Below are 19,450 nucleotides of genomic sequence, written 5' to 3' on the forward strand. Positions count from 1 at the left end.
TCCGTCCCTTCCTTGGGTCGGACTCTAATCGCAGACGGAGGAAAAATCCCGTGGCAGGTCACAGCCAACGCCCTTTGAGCCAAAAAGAAAAAGGGCCCCAATCGGGGCCCTTGGACAGCTTCAGCATCTGAATGTGGCGAAGCGGACAGAACTGACGGCCAACGCTCTCTGCCTTATCGCAGAATTCAGTCCCGCAGCGCCAGTTCCTGCACCCTCGCGATGGGCTGCCAGAAATACTCCATCACGGTCCGCTTGCCTGACAGCACATCCACAGTGGCCGTCATACCAGGGATGAACGTCACCACTTCACCGGTATCCAGCACGAGATCTTCCTCGATAGCCACGTCAACCAGATAGTGGCTCATGCCACTGCCACGGTCATCCTCGACCGCATCTGGGCTGATGCGGATGACACGCCCATCGACAGAGCCGTATTTCGCCGAATCATATGCCGAGAAGCGAATTCGGACATAATCACCAAGCTGGATGCGCGAGATGTCCTGCGGCATGATCCGCGCCTCGATGATCAGCGCCTCGCCCGTAGGTACCAACTCCAAAATCACATCGCCTGTATTCACAAACCCGCCCGGTGTTCGGAAGTTCAGCCGGCTCACGATCCCGTCCATCGGCGCACGGATCACTGTGCGGCTCACGCGTTCTTCAAGCTGCGGCAACGATTCCCGCTGCTCGCTTTGTTCTGCCACTACGGCGTTCAACTCCTCCATCGCCCGCAGCCGGTAATTGGCCCGCGCATTCGCAATCTCTGTCTCCAATTCCTGCGCACCCGAGCGTGCTTGATCGATCGATATCATAGCCCTGTCGCGTTCACCACGTGTCTGTTCCAATTGCCGTTGTAATTCCAGCAAGCGAGTTGCAGGGGCTATGTTGTCACGCACTAGAGGCGCTACCACTGCAATCTCCTCTTCCAGAAACCCCGCCGTCCGCTCTGCAGTACCCTTCGTCGTTTCTGCGGCGCGTAGATCCTGTTGGCGCTGTTGCAAGCGCTGCTCCAGAACGGCCAACTGGCCAGCCAGCTCCGCACGCCGCGCGGCAAAGAGGCTTTGCTCGGTCAGGCCAACCAGAGGGGAGCGGGCATTTAAATCCACTGGTACCTCGAACCCAGTACTATCGATCTCTGCCCGCAACCTGCGCTCTCGAATATCCAGCCCTGCCAGACGCTGCGCCAAGCGGTTTAGGTCGCTACTGGCGTCCACCGGATCAATCTCGAACAGTACTTCACCCTCAGAGACCACTGTATTCTCTGACACAAAGCGGCGCAGGAGCACGCCCCCTTCTGCGGCCTGCACAAGCTGGTTCTGCACCGAGGACACAATCCGCCCTTCCCCGCGCGTCACGCTGTCCAGTTCTGCCCAATTGGCCCAGACAAGCGCCAGCGCCACAAGCGCGATCACGGTCACCAGGATCGTTGAGCCTGCGAGACCCTCTCGTCCAGCCATTTCGCGGGACAATGTCTTGAAATCTGCATCCGCCATGGTCTTATCCCTGCCGTGCCTGCGCTCTGAGTTTATCTGGGGTCGTGTCGGCCACGATCGCGCCTTGCTCCACCACCAGAACCCGTTCGGCCAGCTGCAAAAGCGTGTTGCGGTGTGTCACCATCACCAATGTTCGATCCCCCGCCCAGCTCTTCAGGCGATCAATCACAGCTTTCTCGGTCGCCGTATCCATCGAGCTGGTTGGCTCATCCAGCACGAGAAGATTGGGATCATGCAGCAAGGCGCGGGCCAGATTGATGGATTGGCGCTGCCCACCCGACAGTCCTTCGCCGCGCTCTTGCAACTCCATGTCATAGCCCTGCGGATGACCCGCCACGAAATCATCGACGCCGGAAACCTTCGCGATGTTCAGAAGATGCGCATCGTCGTATTCGTAAAAGCCCATCTGCAGGTTCTCCTTGACCGTCCCGGAGAAGAGCCAGGTTTCCTGCAGCATCACACCAAGGTTGCGCCGCACATCGGATTTGTCGATCTGGCGCAGGTCAACACCGTCGATCAGAACCGCCCCTTCCCTGGGCTCGATCAGACCTGCAATCAAGCGCGACAGGGTCGATTTGCCAGATCCCATGCGGCCCACAATCGCGACTTTCTGCCCTGCCGGGATCTTGAGCGAGACATCACGCAAGATGGCGCTGTTGGCGCCAGGGAAAGTGTAGCTGACATCCTTCAACTCGACATTGCCGGCAAGATAGGGTCGGCTCAGCCGAGGACGCGTATCTTCCACCTCGCCTTCTTTGGGGTTCATCACTGTCGAGAGCGAGCGATAGGCTTCGCGCGCGCCATTGGCGCGCGACATGGCCGAGGCCAGTTGCGAAAGCGGCGCGAGTGTCCGCCCCCCCAAGATCACAGCCGCGATCATTGCGCCCATGGTGATTGTGCCGTCCTGGATCAGAAAGACGCCATAGAAGATCGTGGCGATCTGCGCGAGCTGCTGGACAGAGGCGGCGGAGTTGATGGCGAAGTTCGACAGCATCCGGCTTTTGAGGCCGAGATCAGACTGGGCATCGGAGGCTTCTTCGAAGCGGCGCCGCATCAGGCGGCCAGAACCCGTGGCCTGCACGGTCTCGATGCCATTCAGCGTTTCCACAAGCACGCTTTGCTTGGACATATTGCTCTTCATCGAGCTCTCGGTAATCCGCGCAAGAAATGGCTGGATCACCAGACCAGCCAAGATGACGAGCGGCACAGCAATCAGCGGAACCAGTGCCAAAGGCCCTGCAATCAGCGAAATCACCCAGATGAAGAGAAAGATGAAGGGCAGGTCCACCACAGCGACCAAGGTGGCCGAGGTGAAGAACTCGCGCAGCGTGTCAAACTCGCGCACGATGCTTGCCATCGCCCCCGATTTCTGCCGCCGCGTATCAAGCTTGATGTTCAGGATCTTGTCAAAGATCAGCCGTGACATGCGCGCATCGGCACGCTTGCCGGCCTTGTCGACAAATTGCGCCCTCAGCGTCTTGATCAGGAAATCAAAGCCAAGCGCTATCAGAACCCCGATTGTCAGCGCGATCAGAGATTCAATCGCCTCATTGGGCACCACGCGGTCATAGACCACCATGATGAAGAGGGCCGTGGACAAACCCAAAAAATTTGATAGCGCCGCTGCGATCAGAACCTGCATATACAGCCACCGGCCTTGAAGCAGCGAGCCCCAGAACCAGTCATTCTTGCCGCGCGCTTTCGCTGCCGCATGCACTTTGCGCGCAAGCACGAAGAAAGGCAGAAAATGCTGTACAAGTTCGCCTTGTGCCACACGCTCTTCAGAGAAACTGTCTTCCTCTGCAAACCGACGCAGCGTTACCATGCCGGTTTCATCGATCTCATGCACCACCACGGCGGTGCCGGTCTTGAGAAACCCGATCGCCGGACAATGGCCGGGACTGAGTTGGCTTAGCGCCATGTCTCCGGCATTTGCCTCAAAGCCCACATGGCGCAGCGCCGAAACAGCGGACTTGGCATCAAATGCTTCAGTGGTGAGCTCTGGCAGATCGCGCACAGCCCCGGCTGAGAAAGCGAGGCCTGAGAGCGACAAAATATGCTGCACTGCGAGGATGAGCGGTGTTTCGAGATCCTGAGCGGGCTCAGCCGGTGGCTCCTCAGTCTGCGATGACCCTAGATCCTCAGCTCCCTCTGCCTGAACTGTTGCCGACTCGGCGTCTTCCGGGCTATTCTGCACTTGCTCCGCGGCTATGGCCTGATCAGCGTGCAACTTCTGCGGATTGGCCCGCAGCTCACCCACCTCTACATTTGCAGCCTGTGTCTCTGTGTTCTCTCTCGCCTCCATCTGGTGGAGAGTCCTTTCTATTTACTTCAGGCGCGGGTTAGTCATGCGCACCCGCATTCTGGTCTGTGCCCAGTCCGATGATTTCTGCGAGCGCCCCGGTCAGGGCTGCAATCGTCAGCAGCAAGATCTGGCGCTCAGCCTGCATCGCGACCTGACGATCACGGGCACGGTAATTCTGGATCTCGGCCTCGACCAATTGGCGCAGACTCGACTGGCCTGTGGCAATTTGAGATCGTGCCGTGCCGGCCTCGGATTCACTCAGCAGGATCTGTTCTGCCACCAACGGCATCGAGCGCGTGATGCCGGACAGCCGCACCAGTGCGGCCTCAAGCTCTGCTTCCAGCGTTGTCTGAGCCTCGCGCAACTGTTCTTCCGAAGCCGCCCGACGCGCGATGGCGGCTTCCAACTGATGAGCCCGGCGTCCACCATCGAGCAGACTATAGTCAATGCCAAGCCCGAGAGTGCCGCTTGTCGGATCACCGCTTTCCAACGGAGTTCGCAGACCTGTCTGCAGGCGCAGCCGCGGGCTAAACGCGGCTTCCGCCTCTTGCACTGAATGGCGCGCAGAAATCACACTCGCCGCGCGCGCCTCTAAACTCGGTGCGCCCTGCCAATTCCGCGACAGCGCTCGCGCGGCTGCAGGCGTAATGACATCGTCAGGCCGGCTCAGCCGCCCCGGCGCTTGACGGAAATACCGCCGAAAGCGCACTTGGGCGTCCGCCATATCGGATTGCAGGCGCGTCTCCTCTAGCTGGATATCCACAATCTGGCGGCGCGCAGAATCGCGCGCTGCGCGATCGAGCATACCATTCGTCGCCATGCGCTCGATCTGGCCCACTAGTGTATTCATTTCCTCTGTCCGCGCGCGCAGCAAACGCAGCCGTTCGCCATATTGCCAGGCATCGATCCAGGCCCGCGCTATATCCAGCGCTAGATCATTGGCGCGTGCCGCCCGTTCCGCCTGCGCGCCGAGCGCCTCAGCCGTCGCGCGGTTGATGGCCGCAACACTTTCACCCCCATCGTACACCAGCTGGCTTAGGCTGATGCCGCCTGAAATCCCATTGTTAGTCGATCGATCGGCGCCGAACTCACGTATCCCGCCCAGACTGGCATCAGCACTCAGCTGCGGTTTGCGCACGCTCTCGGCAACGCCTACCCGGCTTGCCGCCTCACGCTCCGATGCCAGCGTCGCGCGGTAGCCCGCGTTCGTCTGTACTGCGCGCGCGACTGCTGTCTTGAACCCCGCCGCGAGCGAAACCGGCACTTCCGCGTCTGCAGAGGCTGTCGCAAGCTCTGCCGAGAGCGCCGCAGACATCTCCGTGATTGCAATCGGCGTGCCAACACATCCGGTCAGCGCAAGCGCTGCAGCTGGGATCAGACCCATACGATATCTGCGTAAGCCTAACATCTCCAGGGTCACCTGGGAGCCTGCCTGATCCTCGCCACTCCTCTGTATAGTCCCACTCATAGCTCTTAATCCCCCGAGATCTTCTGAAATCGCCACTAGAACATCCGCGGCTTGGTCTGTCTTTTCCGGCTGACGTGGAGCGACAAACTCCGGCGCCACGATCGATTCAGAGAGTTCCTCAAGACGCTCCGCATGAGGTAGAAGGATTCCGGGACATCCACAGGCATCACTCAGCGTTGCTCCGCAAGCTTGATGGCAATGTATTCAAACCTGTGTTGCGCACGTTTCCGCAGACTCAGCGTCACTAATCCATCTTCATAGGCAGCTCGCGCAGCAACCCTATGCGGGCCGGCACAATGACCACCTATATGATAAATGATCCGCTCACCTTCAGATATCCTTGCCAGAGCCTTGTCAAAAGCACCCGCACGTTCACCAGAAACATCCACAATCGAGCACGAGGTGGTATCATTATCTCCGGTTTCAGAAATAACTTGCAGCGCCTCAGCTGTGTGCATCGCAGAACCACATTCGGCATGAGTCCCCATTAAATCTCTCCAGCAGCTTCATGTTTTCCATGGATCAGGCAAAACATTCACGAATCCAAGAGCATTTCTGAATTCATGATTTTCCCTCGTGCAGTGCTGACCAAGTTTCAGTAAAGAACCTGGAATGCCCCAGCCCCCGTTTTTCTGGATCAAGCCAGGGGCCATTGCAGCCGGCTGAACTCCATCTACTTTTCTGAGCACCGCGCCTCCAACCAAATGATTCATGAGCGGCTGGATTGCATTCTGCGATTTAACCGTCGAAACACGCGTGACGCTGAAGATCTCTAAAGCGACAAACCTGATCATATCTCAAAGTCTCCCAGATCGCTCGCAATCGCATCCAGCACATCCAGCGCATCTACTTTGCGTTCTTCTGCGGCAGATTTCTTTCCAAGAGGTGTGAGCGATTTGGGCCAAGATGTTTCTCCGTCCTCTTGAAAAATACGCGCAAAATGCAGGCTATGCAGATGCGAATAAATCCAAGGAAGCGCGCCGAGTTTGCGCAGATTCATAAAAATCGGCTCTGGTAACGCGGCAAAATTGTCAGGATCTGCTACATGCAACGCAGTACCACCAAGGCTTAGTCCTTGCTCAAAGCCCGGCAGGCGCCATGGAACCAATGCCCCGGCATCATCCATAATCCTGATTGCTTCATCAGCCTTCGCGATTTCAGAATGTGCCCAGGTCAAGAACGACATGGTCTTTTGCAGCCGCTCCGTCGGCTGACCATCGACCATGAAGGGCTCGACACCCTCGCCCAATGGTTCGGGCCTGACCGTCGGCCAAAGCTTCACTTGTCTGTCAGAGATTTCACCATGCAGCATGAATGGGTAGGCACGAAGCAAGGACGGTACATAATGGCCGCGCCAATGCCCCTCATCAGTGACAAAACGATTAGTTCCGTCAGCAGGGGAAAAGACGGCCATCGCCCGCCAACCTGCATCTCTGTGCATAAAGGCCACAGGCACAGACTGCGCAACCAATGGCACTTCCGCCACCGCCAGGGCAATCGCCTCTAGAGACGCCGCAAACCGCATATCCTTTGCAGGTCGCCACCCGGTCGCGCTGGTATCTGCCATAGGGCTTACCCAACTTCCTCTTGTGATTATCCCCGCCCCTGATCAGGGCGGGGTGTTTGGCCTGGTTCGATATTGGAGACTGGAACTCCCTTTTTTCCTCAGAGGGGCGCCGTACCCTAAACTTCCGGAGCCAAGATAAAGTTCTCTGAAGTCAAAGCAGCTAGCTGTGTGTCAAAAAGGGTTGCGACAAGCGTGAGTTCATCTGCCTGCACGGTCCCATCTGCTGTACTGCCTGCGGTATCATCCCAGTGCCAGAAGTTCACCACTTGCACGAATGAGTCACCCTCTTCAACAATAGTCCGCAAGCCAAAGATCATCTCGCCGCCGTTGCTCAAAAGGCCGTTGACCGAACCTGTGTCGACGAAGTCACTATTTGTGCCAACAGCAAAGGAGGCTTCGATTGTTTCCGCGGATTCGGCAGTCCCGCTACGGAAAATAACCAGATCATTCTCAGATATTGGGGTGGATGTGAGGTCTGTCGATCTACTCAGGAAAACGGTGTCGCCGTCCACATTAGAGAAGGATGAGAAATCCAACTGGTCGAACGCATCCTCCGTATCACCAGCAGCAAACCCGCGAATCGTGGCCGATCCTGTCGCAGTTGGGCCTGCAACCTGCAAGATGAAGTCGCCAGCGACAGCCGCGTCACCATCTATGATATACGACACGTCAGTGCCAGCCAAACCCACCTCGAGCTTATCACCGTCTTCAGTTTCGCCACGCTCCAGAGTGATGTTGCCGGTGGCAGTCACCTCGGAAAGATCAGTGCCTGCCTCATCACCAAAGTCTGTGAAAGTAACATTGCCCGCACCCTCAATGGTGTATCCGTCAGCCTGTTCTGCTGTCAGTCGCAGTGTTGCGCCGCTCTCAACTGTAATCGTCTCCTCAGCAGTGATGCCCCAGTTGCCGGTCTCCACAGCGGTAACATCCAGCATCCCAGACCCGGTTACGGTAAGATCCGTTTCCCCAATCCTGGCAGTGTCCTCAAGGGTGACATCCTCCGTCAGATCAATCGTTACACCACCCTCAACCACCACTGAGCTAAGATCGACAGTTCTGGTCTCATCAATCTTTGTGACCACGACCGCTCCATCACCTTCAATTTCTACGCCATCCGCCTGGGCTGCGGTCAGCTTCACAGTCACATCCAACTCAACAAGCAAACTTGGAATGGAACCTGTGCTTTCAGTGGCGTCAAAAACTGCGCCATTCGTGCCGCTTTCAAGTACTATCGCAGTTATCTCGGACGGGAGTTCACCCTTGAAATCAACATTCCCGTCCAACCCGAGCGTCGTCACGACCTGCACCTCGGACAGATCTGCCGTGACCTCGCCTTGCATCTCTCCGATCACCAAGGTTCCGCCCAATGATGGGTCGGCGTTGACCACGGCGACGCCGTCCAACTGATCCTCAGTTGCGACAAGTTGCTGACCTCGGCCAAGCGTGATGGTCTCATCCCCGGTGATCCCGAAGTCCTCAGTGACGATGCCCGACACATCCACTTGCCGAAATGGTGAGAACTCGAAGGTCAATTCCGCCTCTGCGTCGACGCCTTCATCGTCGAGTGTAAAGGTCAGGTCATTACCGGACAGCGTAAAATTTCCGGGAAAACGAACATCGTCGTCCAACGTGCCTTTCAACTCTGCAAGAGTAGTGTCTTGACCAAACACGGAGCTGACCGGCGAGCCTGACCCGTCGTCGAACGTAACCACCACGAAGCCGCCAGCGCCGATCACAGCGGTGTCGTTCGCGTTCGTATCAAAGCCAGTATCTGCAGCGAGGACTTTAAACTCCGTAATGTTGTCATCCTGATCGGTCGTCGGCTCAACATCCCGGGCGACGGTGCCATCAATCGTCAGATCCGCTTTGCCGATCTTCCCGGTCAGTGTCAGATTGCCGACCTCCTCTGCGATGGCCAGGGTGACACCACCATCTGGTGTCAGACCGGAGAGGTCGGCACCCTGCTTGGCCTCAATCGCTGTGATGATGACCGCACCGTCACCAGAAACGGTCAGTGCATCGGCCTGTGTGGCCTTCAGCACAAGCGAAGCACCATCCGCGAGCGTGATCGCAGCAGGCAACCCTGTGGCGCCTGTGATATCCAGGGTTTTGCCCGCCCCGTTTACGACCAGTTTATTGATGTCGCTGCCAAAATCACCTTCGAACGCGACAGTTGCCAGCTCGGTGTCATCGAGCGCGGTCAGATCGAACGTGACATCGCCAAGATTGTCGACCTCCGAAAGGTTGGCCGACAGTGTCAGATCCAGCGCGGTCAGCGTCAGGCTACCCGGGCCGGTGACTGTTTCACCATCAATGTGACTGGCCTTGGCAGTGAGACGTACATCTGCGCCATTGCTGGTGGTGGTATCGCTGGCATCACCAATGGTCAGTGTTGCGTCATTCAGGTCCGTGGAGCGACTGACGGAATCGTTGAAAGTGGCGTTCTGGGTCAGCAACAGGCTGACCGTCAGATCAGTGCTGATCTTTGACAGATCGGCAGTGACCGTCCCGCCATCATGCTCCAATTCGACCGTGCCATCGCCAGTGATTTCCTTTCGGTTAGTCGAGATACGGTCATTCAGGAACAGATCAAGGTCCAGCTGGATCGTCGCCCCAGAGCCAATGTTGATGGAGTTGCCTGAGTTACTACTTGAGAACCTGTACCACTCAAAAAACTCGATCCGGTTGAAGTTCCCGATATCACGCAGGTCGAGAATGCCACTGTCAAGATCGCCCGAGATATTGAGCCGGTAAGTGCCGCTTGCGGATTGCGTTTCAAACACAGGAACTTCGTTATCCGCCAGCTGGGCGGCACCAATGTAGATATCCTGCCCGCTTCTGAGTTCTGGCAGCTGAATCGCCTCATCGCCGTTGCTCGTATCAACTACAAGCTCCCCGTCCACGATCTTGATGTGACCGTTAGCATCCGATGAAGTCGCACTGGTTCTGGCGACAGCAGCTAACCCGCTGAAGTCGATAGCACTGCTAACGGCGGTCAGATCCCAGCCATTGGTTGTATCCCTCGGGTCCGCACTGTCCAGCGCATCTGCGTCGCCGACCAGGCTCAATATACCCCCGCCAGATACTGTCACGTCATCGACCTGCGCCAACGTGGCGCCAAGTGTCACCAAGCTGAAGATATCTATCGCCGCATCGCCCAGATCGGTGGTCGACGCCAACAAGATATTGTTCTCAATGGAACCAATCAGCTGGTCCTCAGGCGCAGTGATCCCGCTGAGATCCACGAGGGTATCGTTGGCACTGAAGAAAGCCACCCTGACCGTGCCATCGGTATCGAACGTCACTGGCCCATTGGAAAGAGCGGTTTCCGCGGCCCTCACCTGCGCCGCCGTTACATAAAGCTCCATACCGGGGCGCAGCAGCTTGCCGGAGTCGTTGGGGTCAGTCGGCAAACCGGTATCGTCAAAAACGACCTTACCGTTGAAATTTGAACGCAAGTTGATCGTGAGGTCCAAGTTCTGGCGGGCTTCGCCATCATCGTTTTCAACCGCGCTGATCCCGATATTCGTCAAATCCAGTGCTTCATCAGGATCAAGTTCTCCGAATACGCGAATTGTCGCGCCGTCGCGACCCGCGTCAATCGACTGGCCATCGACATGTTCCGCATGAATGTTGAGGGTTGCTCTCCCTATATTGAAGGTATCTGCCGGCGTCTTGTCGGCTTCAACAAACGCCACGCTCAGCGTTTCCGCCAGATGGCGCATGTTGATAGTTGATGAATAGGCATCTGGCAGGTCATTCACAATCTTAACGGTGCCAGCGCCATCAACATCGAAACCCCAGTTGTTAGACTGGTTGCTATCGACATGGTCAACGCCTTCTGTTTCCTGGCGGACCCGTTGCGTGGTACTAGAGTCACTACTGAGCAACGAGGCATTAAAAATCAGGGTTGAGTCACCGGGTACGTCGACTGCACCATTGTTTGAGAAACCGCCCGATGCGTCAGCAAAGGCCAGCTGCACATCCTCGATCCCCGAGAGGTCAATGGTTGACTCCGCCGGGACATCATCATGAATCACGACAAGCGAGTTTACGGACTGATAGAAGGTTTCGCTTACTCTCGCGCCTTCAACCTCGATATCATGGGCATGCGCCATGTTGATATTCAGGTTAGCGCCGGTCGTGGTTAGCTTGATTTGGCCGTCAACCGTGACCGTAACATCCGGGTGGATACCTGTCAGATCGAGCGACCCATCATATTCACCCCCAATGATCTTGACGCTTCCGGTGCCCACGATCTCCCGGCCGGCGACCTGTTCAAGGGTCAGGGTCAGCTCTGCATCATCCAGCCCAAAAGCACCCACATGGTTAAGCCCTGCTCCGGAAAGATCCAGATTCTCGTCAACAACCACCGCCACATCAAGGTCGGAAAAGCGCGGGGTGAATTCGAAGTTGCTAAACGTAGCACTCCCCGCGTTCTGAGAAAACGAACCGGGACCATCGAGAGAGAAGGTCAGCAGATCACCCGCTTCCACACGGATCGTGCGGTCAGACGAGGAAAATATACCGCTGGTTCTGCCCTCAAAAGGCGATCGGTCCGCGCCATTCAGCTCGATCCGGGCGGTCGCGTTCGAGATGGCGGCATCAAAGGTGATTACCCCCGCTTCCTCAAACCGAATTGAAGCTTGCGCGTTTCGGGCACCAAATGTTCCAGAATCAGTCGACAAGCTCACTTCGCCCGTTCCCGAGTTAAGACCCACAGAGCCCGAAGAGCTGCTTATTTCCCAAGCGTCGAAGGCCAGCGCACCAAACAGCCCCTCGACGGTAACTGCCTGGCCGATACCCGACAGGTCATGCGCTTCGGTGACGAGCTCCAAGATGACCTCGCCATCGCCCACAACAGTCACACCGTCGAGCTGGGCCCCTTCGGCGAACAGCCTCACGCCTTCCCACACCTCCAGACTGGCAGAGCCGAGGTTGCTGCTTTCACCAAGGGCAACATGAAAACCATCCGAAGGGATGGTCTCATCGCCTGGGACAAATATGAGAGTTTGGTTCGCGTCGCCTAATGTGCCCTGGAACAAATCCGGGTCGTCTACAGACGCATCAGCCGTGACCAGAAACGCAAGGAGAACCTCGGCGGTCGTCAATGCGGAAAAATCACCGTCCGCCGCATTATTGACATCACTGACCAGCACCGTGCCAGGGCCTTCCAATGACAGATTTTTTGCATCCGCGGCCTTGATCAGAACAGAGATGTCTTCGCCAATCGTGGTGCGATCATCCAGCTGAGAGACAACAAAGTCGTTTAACAGATCGAAGGTCGCTGCCTCGGTAATTTCTACCGATAGCCGGGCATCAGGCCTTGCCTCTTGAGAAGCAAAAGTAAACACTAGGTCAGGGCTTTCGATGGAGAATTCACCCAGGCTGGTGCTCTCATTCAGTGCGGCGAGCAGCTTTGCCTGATCTGCTATCTCAAAGAGATCGATTGCGAACTCTTCTTCAGTCGTCCCGTCACTCAGCGTAAAGGTCAGAGCCGATGCAGCCTCTCCGATAGAGCTAGCATCGAGCGTGAGCACGGTATCCGTGCTTGAATCGCCCGGAGCGGTGAGCGTGCTATCGACCACAAGGGATGACGCCTCAAAACTGATGGGCACGATGGGCACCCCGGCCGGGAGAGCGATGTTACCCAGTGCAGGCTCGACCAGATTTTCACCATCGAAGCCCGCTTCGATGATCAGGCCACCGGCGGTCAAGATGTCTTCGAAATCATACGAATTATTCGCAAGATCCGTGATCCGGGTTTGGCCATCACCAGTAACAAGGAAATCGTTAGCCTGCTCAGCCGTTAGAACCAGTTCCGTTCCAGTGTCTACACTAAACGCACCGGGCAAAGACGTCACGGCACTGACATCCAGCGTTCGGTCGTTACCGTCGCTTCGGATGGTTGCAGTCCCTGTATTGGGCAGAACTGCACCTGACTCCAGCTGGGCAGACTGATCCTTCAGATCGATAACCAAATCTGCCTCGATGCCACTGATATTGGCAGCGGGGGTTTCATGAAAAGCGCTGACAATAACGGTCGAGGCTTTGTTGAGCTCTGTATAATCTTCGAGGTCGTCAACCATTTCGGCCGTGACTTCGACGGTCTGTGTGTCCACGAACTTTGTATCTATATTCAGCGGTTCGCCGCTCTCATAGCGGATGAATACAGCCCCGGCGTTCTGGGCCATGATGTTGCTGAAATCGTATAAAGTTTCCGCAACAGCCCCAACAATGACGACGGTCGAATTATCTGCATCAATCGTCCGCCCTGTGGCCTGATCAGCCGTAAGGGTCATTGTTGTCCCTTGCTTGGGGGAAAGCGTGACGTCTGAGCCAAAAAATTTGTTAAGGTCTGTAACGGCACTCAGATCAGCACCATCCAGGATAACCGTCAGATCATCGATGCCGCTGAGATCGTCGTTCTCATTTGCCACGCCCGTGAGAATGAGTGTTCCTTTATTCGCCTCGCCCGCACCGTTGACCGCGACGCCGTTCAATTGGCCGGGGTTTGCCGTCAGCGTTGTGCCGAGGGGAATAGTGACTTCACCCGCTTCATCTGATTGCAGGAAAATTTCAGCACCATCGACCTCGCCGGTCGCGGACAGAATCTCGTCGAAAGTCCCGTCGGTCAGATCCACGTCACCAAAGAGCGTGCCCTGAAGCTTGCCGACCAAACGGCCCTCGTCGCCTACGCCCGAAGCGGACTCTTCCGATTTTTCCACGGTTGTCCGCGATGCCTGCTCAAGGGTGACAGCGGCGGTCACATTGTTGCCGACCGTGATCGCTTCCACACCCGGCAGAAGAAGCCCGCTGAGATCGACAACCTCGCGCTGCTCACCGGTCTGCTGCACCTTGAGCGTCGTGGAGCCGTCACCATCAAGCGCGGTAATCAGGCTCATGGCCTGCGGCGACAAAGTCACCGCCGAGTCAGACCCGGTCAGCGCCACCACGCGAAAATTGCCAAGGCCGAAGAAGACGTCTTCGGTGCCCGTTTCCTGGAACCGCGCCGGGGTGTCAAAAGGCGCCCCCGGGTCAAGCGAAGTGAATACAAGATCGCCTTCATCAAAGGTGACAGCGATCTTTTCGCCCCCAAGAGCCTCGCCATTATCATTTTCTGCAGCATCAATCGCAGCCTGAACAAGCGGAACACCGGCTTCGCTGTCGCCCGAAGTATCAAGATTGGCGGTGTATTCCACACCGTCAAAGCTAAAGACAAAATTGCCATCGTTTGCGTGCGGGGTTCCGGGATCAGCGAGATCCGCAAACCGCAGAATCGTCGAAGTTACCACAACCTCCGACATGTCAACGGTACCGATCAGCTTCAGCACATTGTCTCCTGCGCCAAAGGAGAGCGTACCATCCACTTTCAGATTGTCACCAGACTGGGGCCCACCGTAGAACACCAGATTGTCGTCGCCTGCACCAGTGCTCAGGTTGATGGTGAGCTCCGAAGATGAACTGTTGCCCTCTGGCAGTTGCACTGTCTCGCCACCGGCGCGGCCGCTGAATACAACTTCAGTTCCAAGCGGGAAGTGCCGCAGGTCGATGTTATCATCCACAAACGACCCCGCAATGGTCACTGTGTCGACGACATCATTGGAATCGAACTGGATGGAACGCGCTTCTGCTGCGTTGACAACCAGGTTCTCAAGATTGGTCGTGCCCCCATTGCTCGCCGACATGAACGTGTTTGCCTGCGCGAAACTGACATCACCTGTTGCATTGATGTCGGTCGCACCACCGAGAACCACGGGTGGAAGCCCAACCAACTCATCGGCAGTGCCGCTCAAGCTATAGGACGAGGCAGACCAGTCAACGGCGCGGGCGATGAGGGCCGTGACCTGCGTTGGGCTGAGTGTCACGATATCATTGACGATCACCGCTTTGGCATTTGCCAAGATCGGATCGTTAGGTTCGGTGATGTCCGCTATCTTCGCGGCGGTATCCACCAGACGGTAGTTGGCAACCAACTCCTCACCAAGCTGCTGGTTAGGCAGATCAGTTGCCTCGTCAACCGTTAATGCCAAACCAGGGCCGGCCAAGATTTCGGTTATGAGGGTGTTCAGGCTGGTTTCGAGATTGAACAAATCTACATTTCCACCGGAACTGAGTGTCGAAATGTCAGCGTCCAGTTCCGTGATCTTGTCCTGAAGAGCCTTCAGCGTTGTGTAATCACCGCTGTCTGCAAAGCCCTGGATTTCTTCATTCAGCGCCGCAATCTCGCCAGAGACGTAATCTTTGATAGCTTGAGACGTCGTTGTCTCAAGGTCCGTAAGGCGGGTCGCGAAATCTGTGGCGTTCGCCCCCGACCCTGCCAATTCGTCAAGTCCAGCAAGAACCTGAAGATTGTTCACAGCGTCGCTCAGGTCCTTGATCGATGCGAAATCCTCACTTCCGATGATCAGGTCGCCCGTCGCCTGATCGCGAGTGTAGCCGGACAGGGTATCCTCAAGGCTTTCAACCGCGTCTTTGACAGAACTCTCGATCAGCGCGTAAAGGCCAGTGGCTGTACCGTTGTTCTCGGCGGCCGTGAGGCCAACCCTGTCCTCGAGCGCATCCAGATCGGGATCGCCACCTGCATTCAGAGAGGAAATAGCCGACTGCAGACCTGCAATTGAGTTCGTCGTCGGCGTGCCGCTGTGCTCAGCCGAGTCATCAAGGATCAAGGCAAGACTCGTGTAATCCTCAGCGTCGGCAAAACCCTGAATTTGCGCCACAAGCGCGTCAATCGTGCTTTCCAAGCTTGCCGCCAGGAACTCGACCTTGGAATCGACAATTGCTCCAAGGTTAACAACAACACTTGTTCCATCTGCTGCTTCAAGCTCGATTTTCGGGGCAGTGCCAGAGGCAAGAACGGTGTTCGCCTCCAGCGCCTTGAAAACCAGATCTGCTTGCGCATCGTCTTCCACCAGTATGCGCAACGCGCTTGCTGTGTTCCCCTCATCGGTGGCGGCGTCAAGATTGGCGATCAGAGCGCTTGCTTCGCCCTCGGAGAGCGCGGTGTTGCGAAAATCAATCACAAGTGTGGAGTTCACAATAAGCTCGCCGACATTCCACGTCGCGTATTCAGCTGCAGAAACAAGAACAGTGCCATCACTGATCTGCAAAGTTCCGCCGTTAAGGTCGACACTAGAACCGTCGTCAATCACGACCGTGAAAACATCAGACTCCATGTCGAAAGTCAGGATCCCGCCATCAAGCTCAATATTGAGCTTGACCGACTGCTCATCATCGTCAAACCCGCCCGCTGGTGCGAGCAGCCAAAGACTGCCTTCGCCACTGACCTCGATACCTTGACCACCAGTGGCGTTGAACAGAGAAATATCACCAACAAAGGTTTGCCCTGCCGGGATCACCAGACCTGCCGATGCATCGATGGAAACGTCCGGATCATCAAGCAGATCTTGAACATCAAGAGTATCTTCCTTTGCCGTTTCCAAATCGACATTAAGCGTCTGAATTACTATCTCACTGGCTGAGCCAGTTAGCAGGCGAAATGTGACTGCCGACTGCTCTATCAGGCCTTCTCCGGGCGATTCCTCGCCGTCGAGGCCACTACTACCCGAGCCACCGCCACAAGCAGCCAGCGCCGCAGCCATAAAGCCAAACGTCCCAACCCGTTTGGCGGCCTTGGCATTCTTGCTGTTCCATGCGTCAATCAGCTTTTGCAGCGCTTCATCTTTCCGAGCGGCTTTCGAGAAATCAACTGCCACTTCCGCGGTGAACTCGAGGTCTTTTGCCATGCTGGACATTCCTTATCTTTACGTTGCAAAGCAGCAGCGCTGCTTGGCCTGGTGATCGGCTGATGCTTCTGCAACCATACCTGTTTCGTCCGCGGTCGCTCCAGAAACGGGGAGAGCTGGGCAACCTCCGGGCTGCTCCGCGATAAACAGTTCAGCGCGCAACAATGAGCAACTTTGTGTCTTTTGATCCGCCAGACCGGTTTGGGTATCCAATTTCGGGATTGGAGAAAGCGAAAGGTTCGGCGACCAAACCATCAAACCCGACGCAAGAACACTTGACAGAGACAGCGCAACGTTCTCGAGCTCGCGTAATGAAACGAGACCAGCCGGGATAAGTATTCTGTTGTGGGCTCTGACAGGGACTGAAATTATGAACCGCCTATTTTCTTTCCATTCTTCAGTGCGTGCTACATTTTTACGTGCATTTCTGCCCTTCATCTGTGTATTCCCTGACAGCGTGCCACGCGGGATGTAGGTTAACAGCCTTGTAGACCGCTTAGAAGCCCCCCGCGATCCGCGCAAAAGAGATAATGAATTACAAAATATATGATCTATTGTCGAAATACACAATATTATATCTTTAGTTTAAAACTTCCACTATTGGGCAGCGTCGAAGATGCCGCAGGCCCCATGCAAATAATTGATACTTTGAAGAGACGATTATTCCGTCAAAGAGACTCGGTCACATCATCACGGCTATCTGTCACCACGGATCACCGCGCTAACTTTAGTTGATTATTTTTCCCCAATGCGCATTCGGATCACGGGATCAGATGCGGTAGTTTGAGAGGCTAGAAAATCCAAGGTCTGACAATGAATACTCAACGGAATCTTTCTGCTATTGCTTCTGGCGCGCGTTCCGCGTTGGCCCTCGACCGTGCGGCGGAATCCGAGGCCCTTGCCAGCTTCAGGTTCCTGTTTCTGGCCGAAGCGGCCGCTCCCCTCGCCGACCTGCGCTCCGGCTTGCGCGATGCAGGCGCCGAGGAGAAGCTTTTCAAAAGCCCGCGCGCCTTCTTCAACAAGGCTTTGACGGACGGCGATGCGCAAACGCTATGTGTCGTCAACATCGATGATTTCGGCGGCCTCGGCCCCCTCTATGAGCGGCTGCGCAGGTTTCGCGAGACGGCGCCTTACGTGCCGATCGTTCTTTTGTCGTTCGGTTTTCGCAGTGATGACTTCACGTCAACGCGCCTGCCGGTGTGCGATGTATCCATGAAGCTTCCGCGCAATCGCGGGGCCCTTTCGCAAATGCTGAGCGAGGCAATCGCAAACAACCATCTCTGGTGCGCGCGTCACCGCCTGCGCGATCTCGACGGCACCGCCCCGCTGGCGCCGTTCGGGAATCGGACAGGCGCGGTGATCTCGCCCGGGGCCAGCGAGTGCGACGCCCACAGCCGAAGCATCGGGTCGGGTTGCCGCATCTTCTACGGCTTCGGCCAGGGTGGCGGCGAAGGGTTGCGCAACCTCATGCCGGCGCTGTTTCTCGGGGCGCCGAAGGATGCCGAAAGCTCCGCCTTCGCCTACTGGCTGCGCACCAGGGGGCTCAACCTGTTCTCCTTCGCGTCGCCTGAGATGGCAATCGGCCAGGCTCTGGCCGCACCGAAGTCGTGGTCCCTGATGGTTGTCGGGCCCCGTTTCGACCATGCGGTTCTGGAAGAGGGGTTCTCCAGCTTCGGCATGATCGACCGCCCGGCGGTCCTGCTCCTGTCGGAGCGTGATCCCTGTGGCACAGGGAAAGGTCACCTCTGGGATGCCTGGCTCCCGCCATCGGCCGATGCGACAGAGTTTGAAATAACACTGATCAATACACTGCAATACCGGCGCCAGACGCGTAGTACGGCGTGCTCGCCCGGGCGTCTTTCCGATCTGAACACCACCTTGCGCCGGGTGGGATGACCGGCGCCACCACTCGCGGTTACGTTACTAAAACTTGCCTCATCGAAAGCATTGCACCATGTCATATCATATGAACGGACCTGAAGATCTCTCGCTCTATGGTCGCGGCGACCAAGAGCGCATATCGCGCCCCGCGCACTACTTTCGCGCGTGGGTCGCCTGGGCGGTGATTGTATCTCTGCCGGGGATGCTGACTTTCAATGTCGCACCGTCGGTCTCAGCCGTGCTGTTCGGGCTTGCGGCCGGTATGGTTGCCTTTGGGTATTTCCGGCGAATGCAGTCAAGGCTTGATCACACGGGGCATTCACCGGTTTTTCGTAATGCCGTTGCGCGTCCTGTGGCGTATCCGACGCTTCTGTCCGAGAGCAGCTATTGGGAGACGCACAGCCCGAAACTGCAGAACACGCCGACCTGGTGCGTCGCCCTTGTCGGGGCACGTTCGCAAAGGCTGGACGGATTTGCGCGCCGCCTTGGGCTTCTCGGCTGCGAAGTCCACCAGTCGAACGATCCCGACGCCATACTCGCGGCGATGGAAAGCGATCCGAACGCCTGGTCCGCGGTGATCCTCGACCTGCCTTCACACAATGATACCTGTGCACTTGTAGCGGATGCCAGGGATTTCGCTACTGCACTGCCAGACCTGCCGTTGATCATGCTGGATGAAGGCAGCCGGCCACAATTGGCGGCTGCCTTGCACTACAGCCAGATCAGCGAAGGCAGATCACTGGACACGAACATGGACAACGCAACCCTGTCGCGAGCACTGCATCGTTCGATAAGGCCGCGGCCTGGCGCGGTCATCGCAACCTAGTTGCGCCCCGGCTGGACATCTCGTCTAGCTGACCTTTTGGGTTTCCGAACGCCCGATGCTCTGCAGGAGCGCCTCTTTCAATGCCGCCTTGGCGACCGGTTTGCACAGGATTCTGTCAAACAGCCGTGCATCGTCTCCGATCGCCTCGGGAAGGGCCGAAA

The 19,450-nt window shown here is 56.7% G+C and carries 10 protein-coding genes; 2 read left to right on the plus strand and 8 right to left on the minus strand.

Going from position 1 to position 19,450, the window contains the following annotated elements; genetic code table 11:
* Positions 1-185: 185 nt before the first annotated feature.
* The 8 genes from DQ229_RS12290 to DQ229_RS16375 all read right to left on the minus strand — a co-directional run bounded on the left by DQ229_RS12290 (position 186) and on the right by DQ229_RS16375 (position 17,020).
* Entirely contained in the window at positions 186-1,493 is a 1,308-nt protein-coding gene (locus DQ229_RS12290; RefSeq protein WP_114966558.1) for an HlyD family type I secretion periplasmic adaptor subunit, read from the minus strand.
* A 4-nt stretch (positions 1,494-1,497) separates the two neighbouring features.
* Positions 1,498-3,798, minus strand: a complete 2,301-nt coding sequence (locus tag DQ229_RS12295; protein WP_114966559.1) for a type I secretion system permease/ATPase — start codon at positions 3,796-3,798, stop codon at positions 1,498-1,500.
* 37 nt (positions 3,799-3,835) lie between these two features.
* Complete coding sequence (locus tag DQ229_RS12300) at positions 3,836-5,218, minus strand: TolC family protein (protein WP_238381066.1); 1,383 nt, start codon at positions 5,216-5,218, stop codon at positions 3,836-3,838.
* Positions 5,219-5,436: 218 nt separating this feature from the next.
* A complete protein-coding gene (locus tag DQ229_RS16365; protein ID WP_155326516.1) occupies positions 5,437-5,724 on the minus strand; it encodes a hypothetical protein in 288 nt (95 codons plus the stop codon).
* 48 nt (positions 5,725-5,772) lie between these two features.
* A complete protein-coding gene (locus DQ229_RS16370; RefSeq protein ID WP_155326517.1) occupies positions 5,773-6,060 on the minus strand; it encodes a hypothetical protein in 288 nt (95 codons plus the stop codon).
* On the minus strand, positions 6,057-6,833 hold the full coding sequence (locus DQ229_RS12305; protein WP_114966561.1) for a SapC family protein: 777 nt from the start codon (positions 6,831-6,833) through the stop codon (positions 6,057-6,059). Before DQ229_RS12305 ends, DQ229_RS16370 begins: the two co-directional genes overlap by 4 nt.
* A gap of 116 nt (positions 6,834-6,949) precedes the next feature.
* Positions 6,950-16,582, minus strand: a complete 9,633-nt coding sequence (locus DQ229_RS12310; protein ID WP_155326518.1) for a beta strand repeat-containing protein — start codon at positions 16,580-16,582, stop codon at positions 6,950-6,952.
* Between the two features lie 18 nt (positions 16,583-16,600).
* A complete protein-coding gene (locus DQ229_RS16375) occupies positions 16,601-17,020 on the minus strand; it encodes a hypothetical protein (protein ID WP_155326519.1) in 420 nt (139 codons plus the stop codon).
* A gap of 375 nt (positions 17,021-17,395) precedes the next feature.
* On the opposite strand from DQ229_RS16375, the gene DQ229_RS12315 reads away from it, so the two are divergent.
* A complete protein-coding gene (locus DQ229_RS12315) occupies positions 17,396-18,478 on the plus strand; it encodes a hypothetical protein (protein ID WP_155326520.1) in 1,083 nt (360 codons plus the stop codon).
* Positions 18,479-18,548: 70 nt separating this feature from the next.
* Positions 18,549-19,289: a hypothetical protein gene (locus tag DQ229_RS12320; protein ID WP_114966564.1), complete on the plus strand. Its 741-nt coding sequence runs from the start codon at positions 18,549-18,551 to the stop codon at positions 19,287-19,289.
* Positions 19,290-19,450: the final 161 nt, after the last annotated feature.

This window comes from Alkalilacustris brevis (assembly GCF_003350345.1).
Lineage (GTDB): Bacteria > Pseudomonadota > Alphaproteobacteria > Rhodobacterales > Rhodobacteraceae > Alkalilacustris > Alkalilacustris brevis.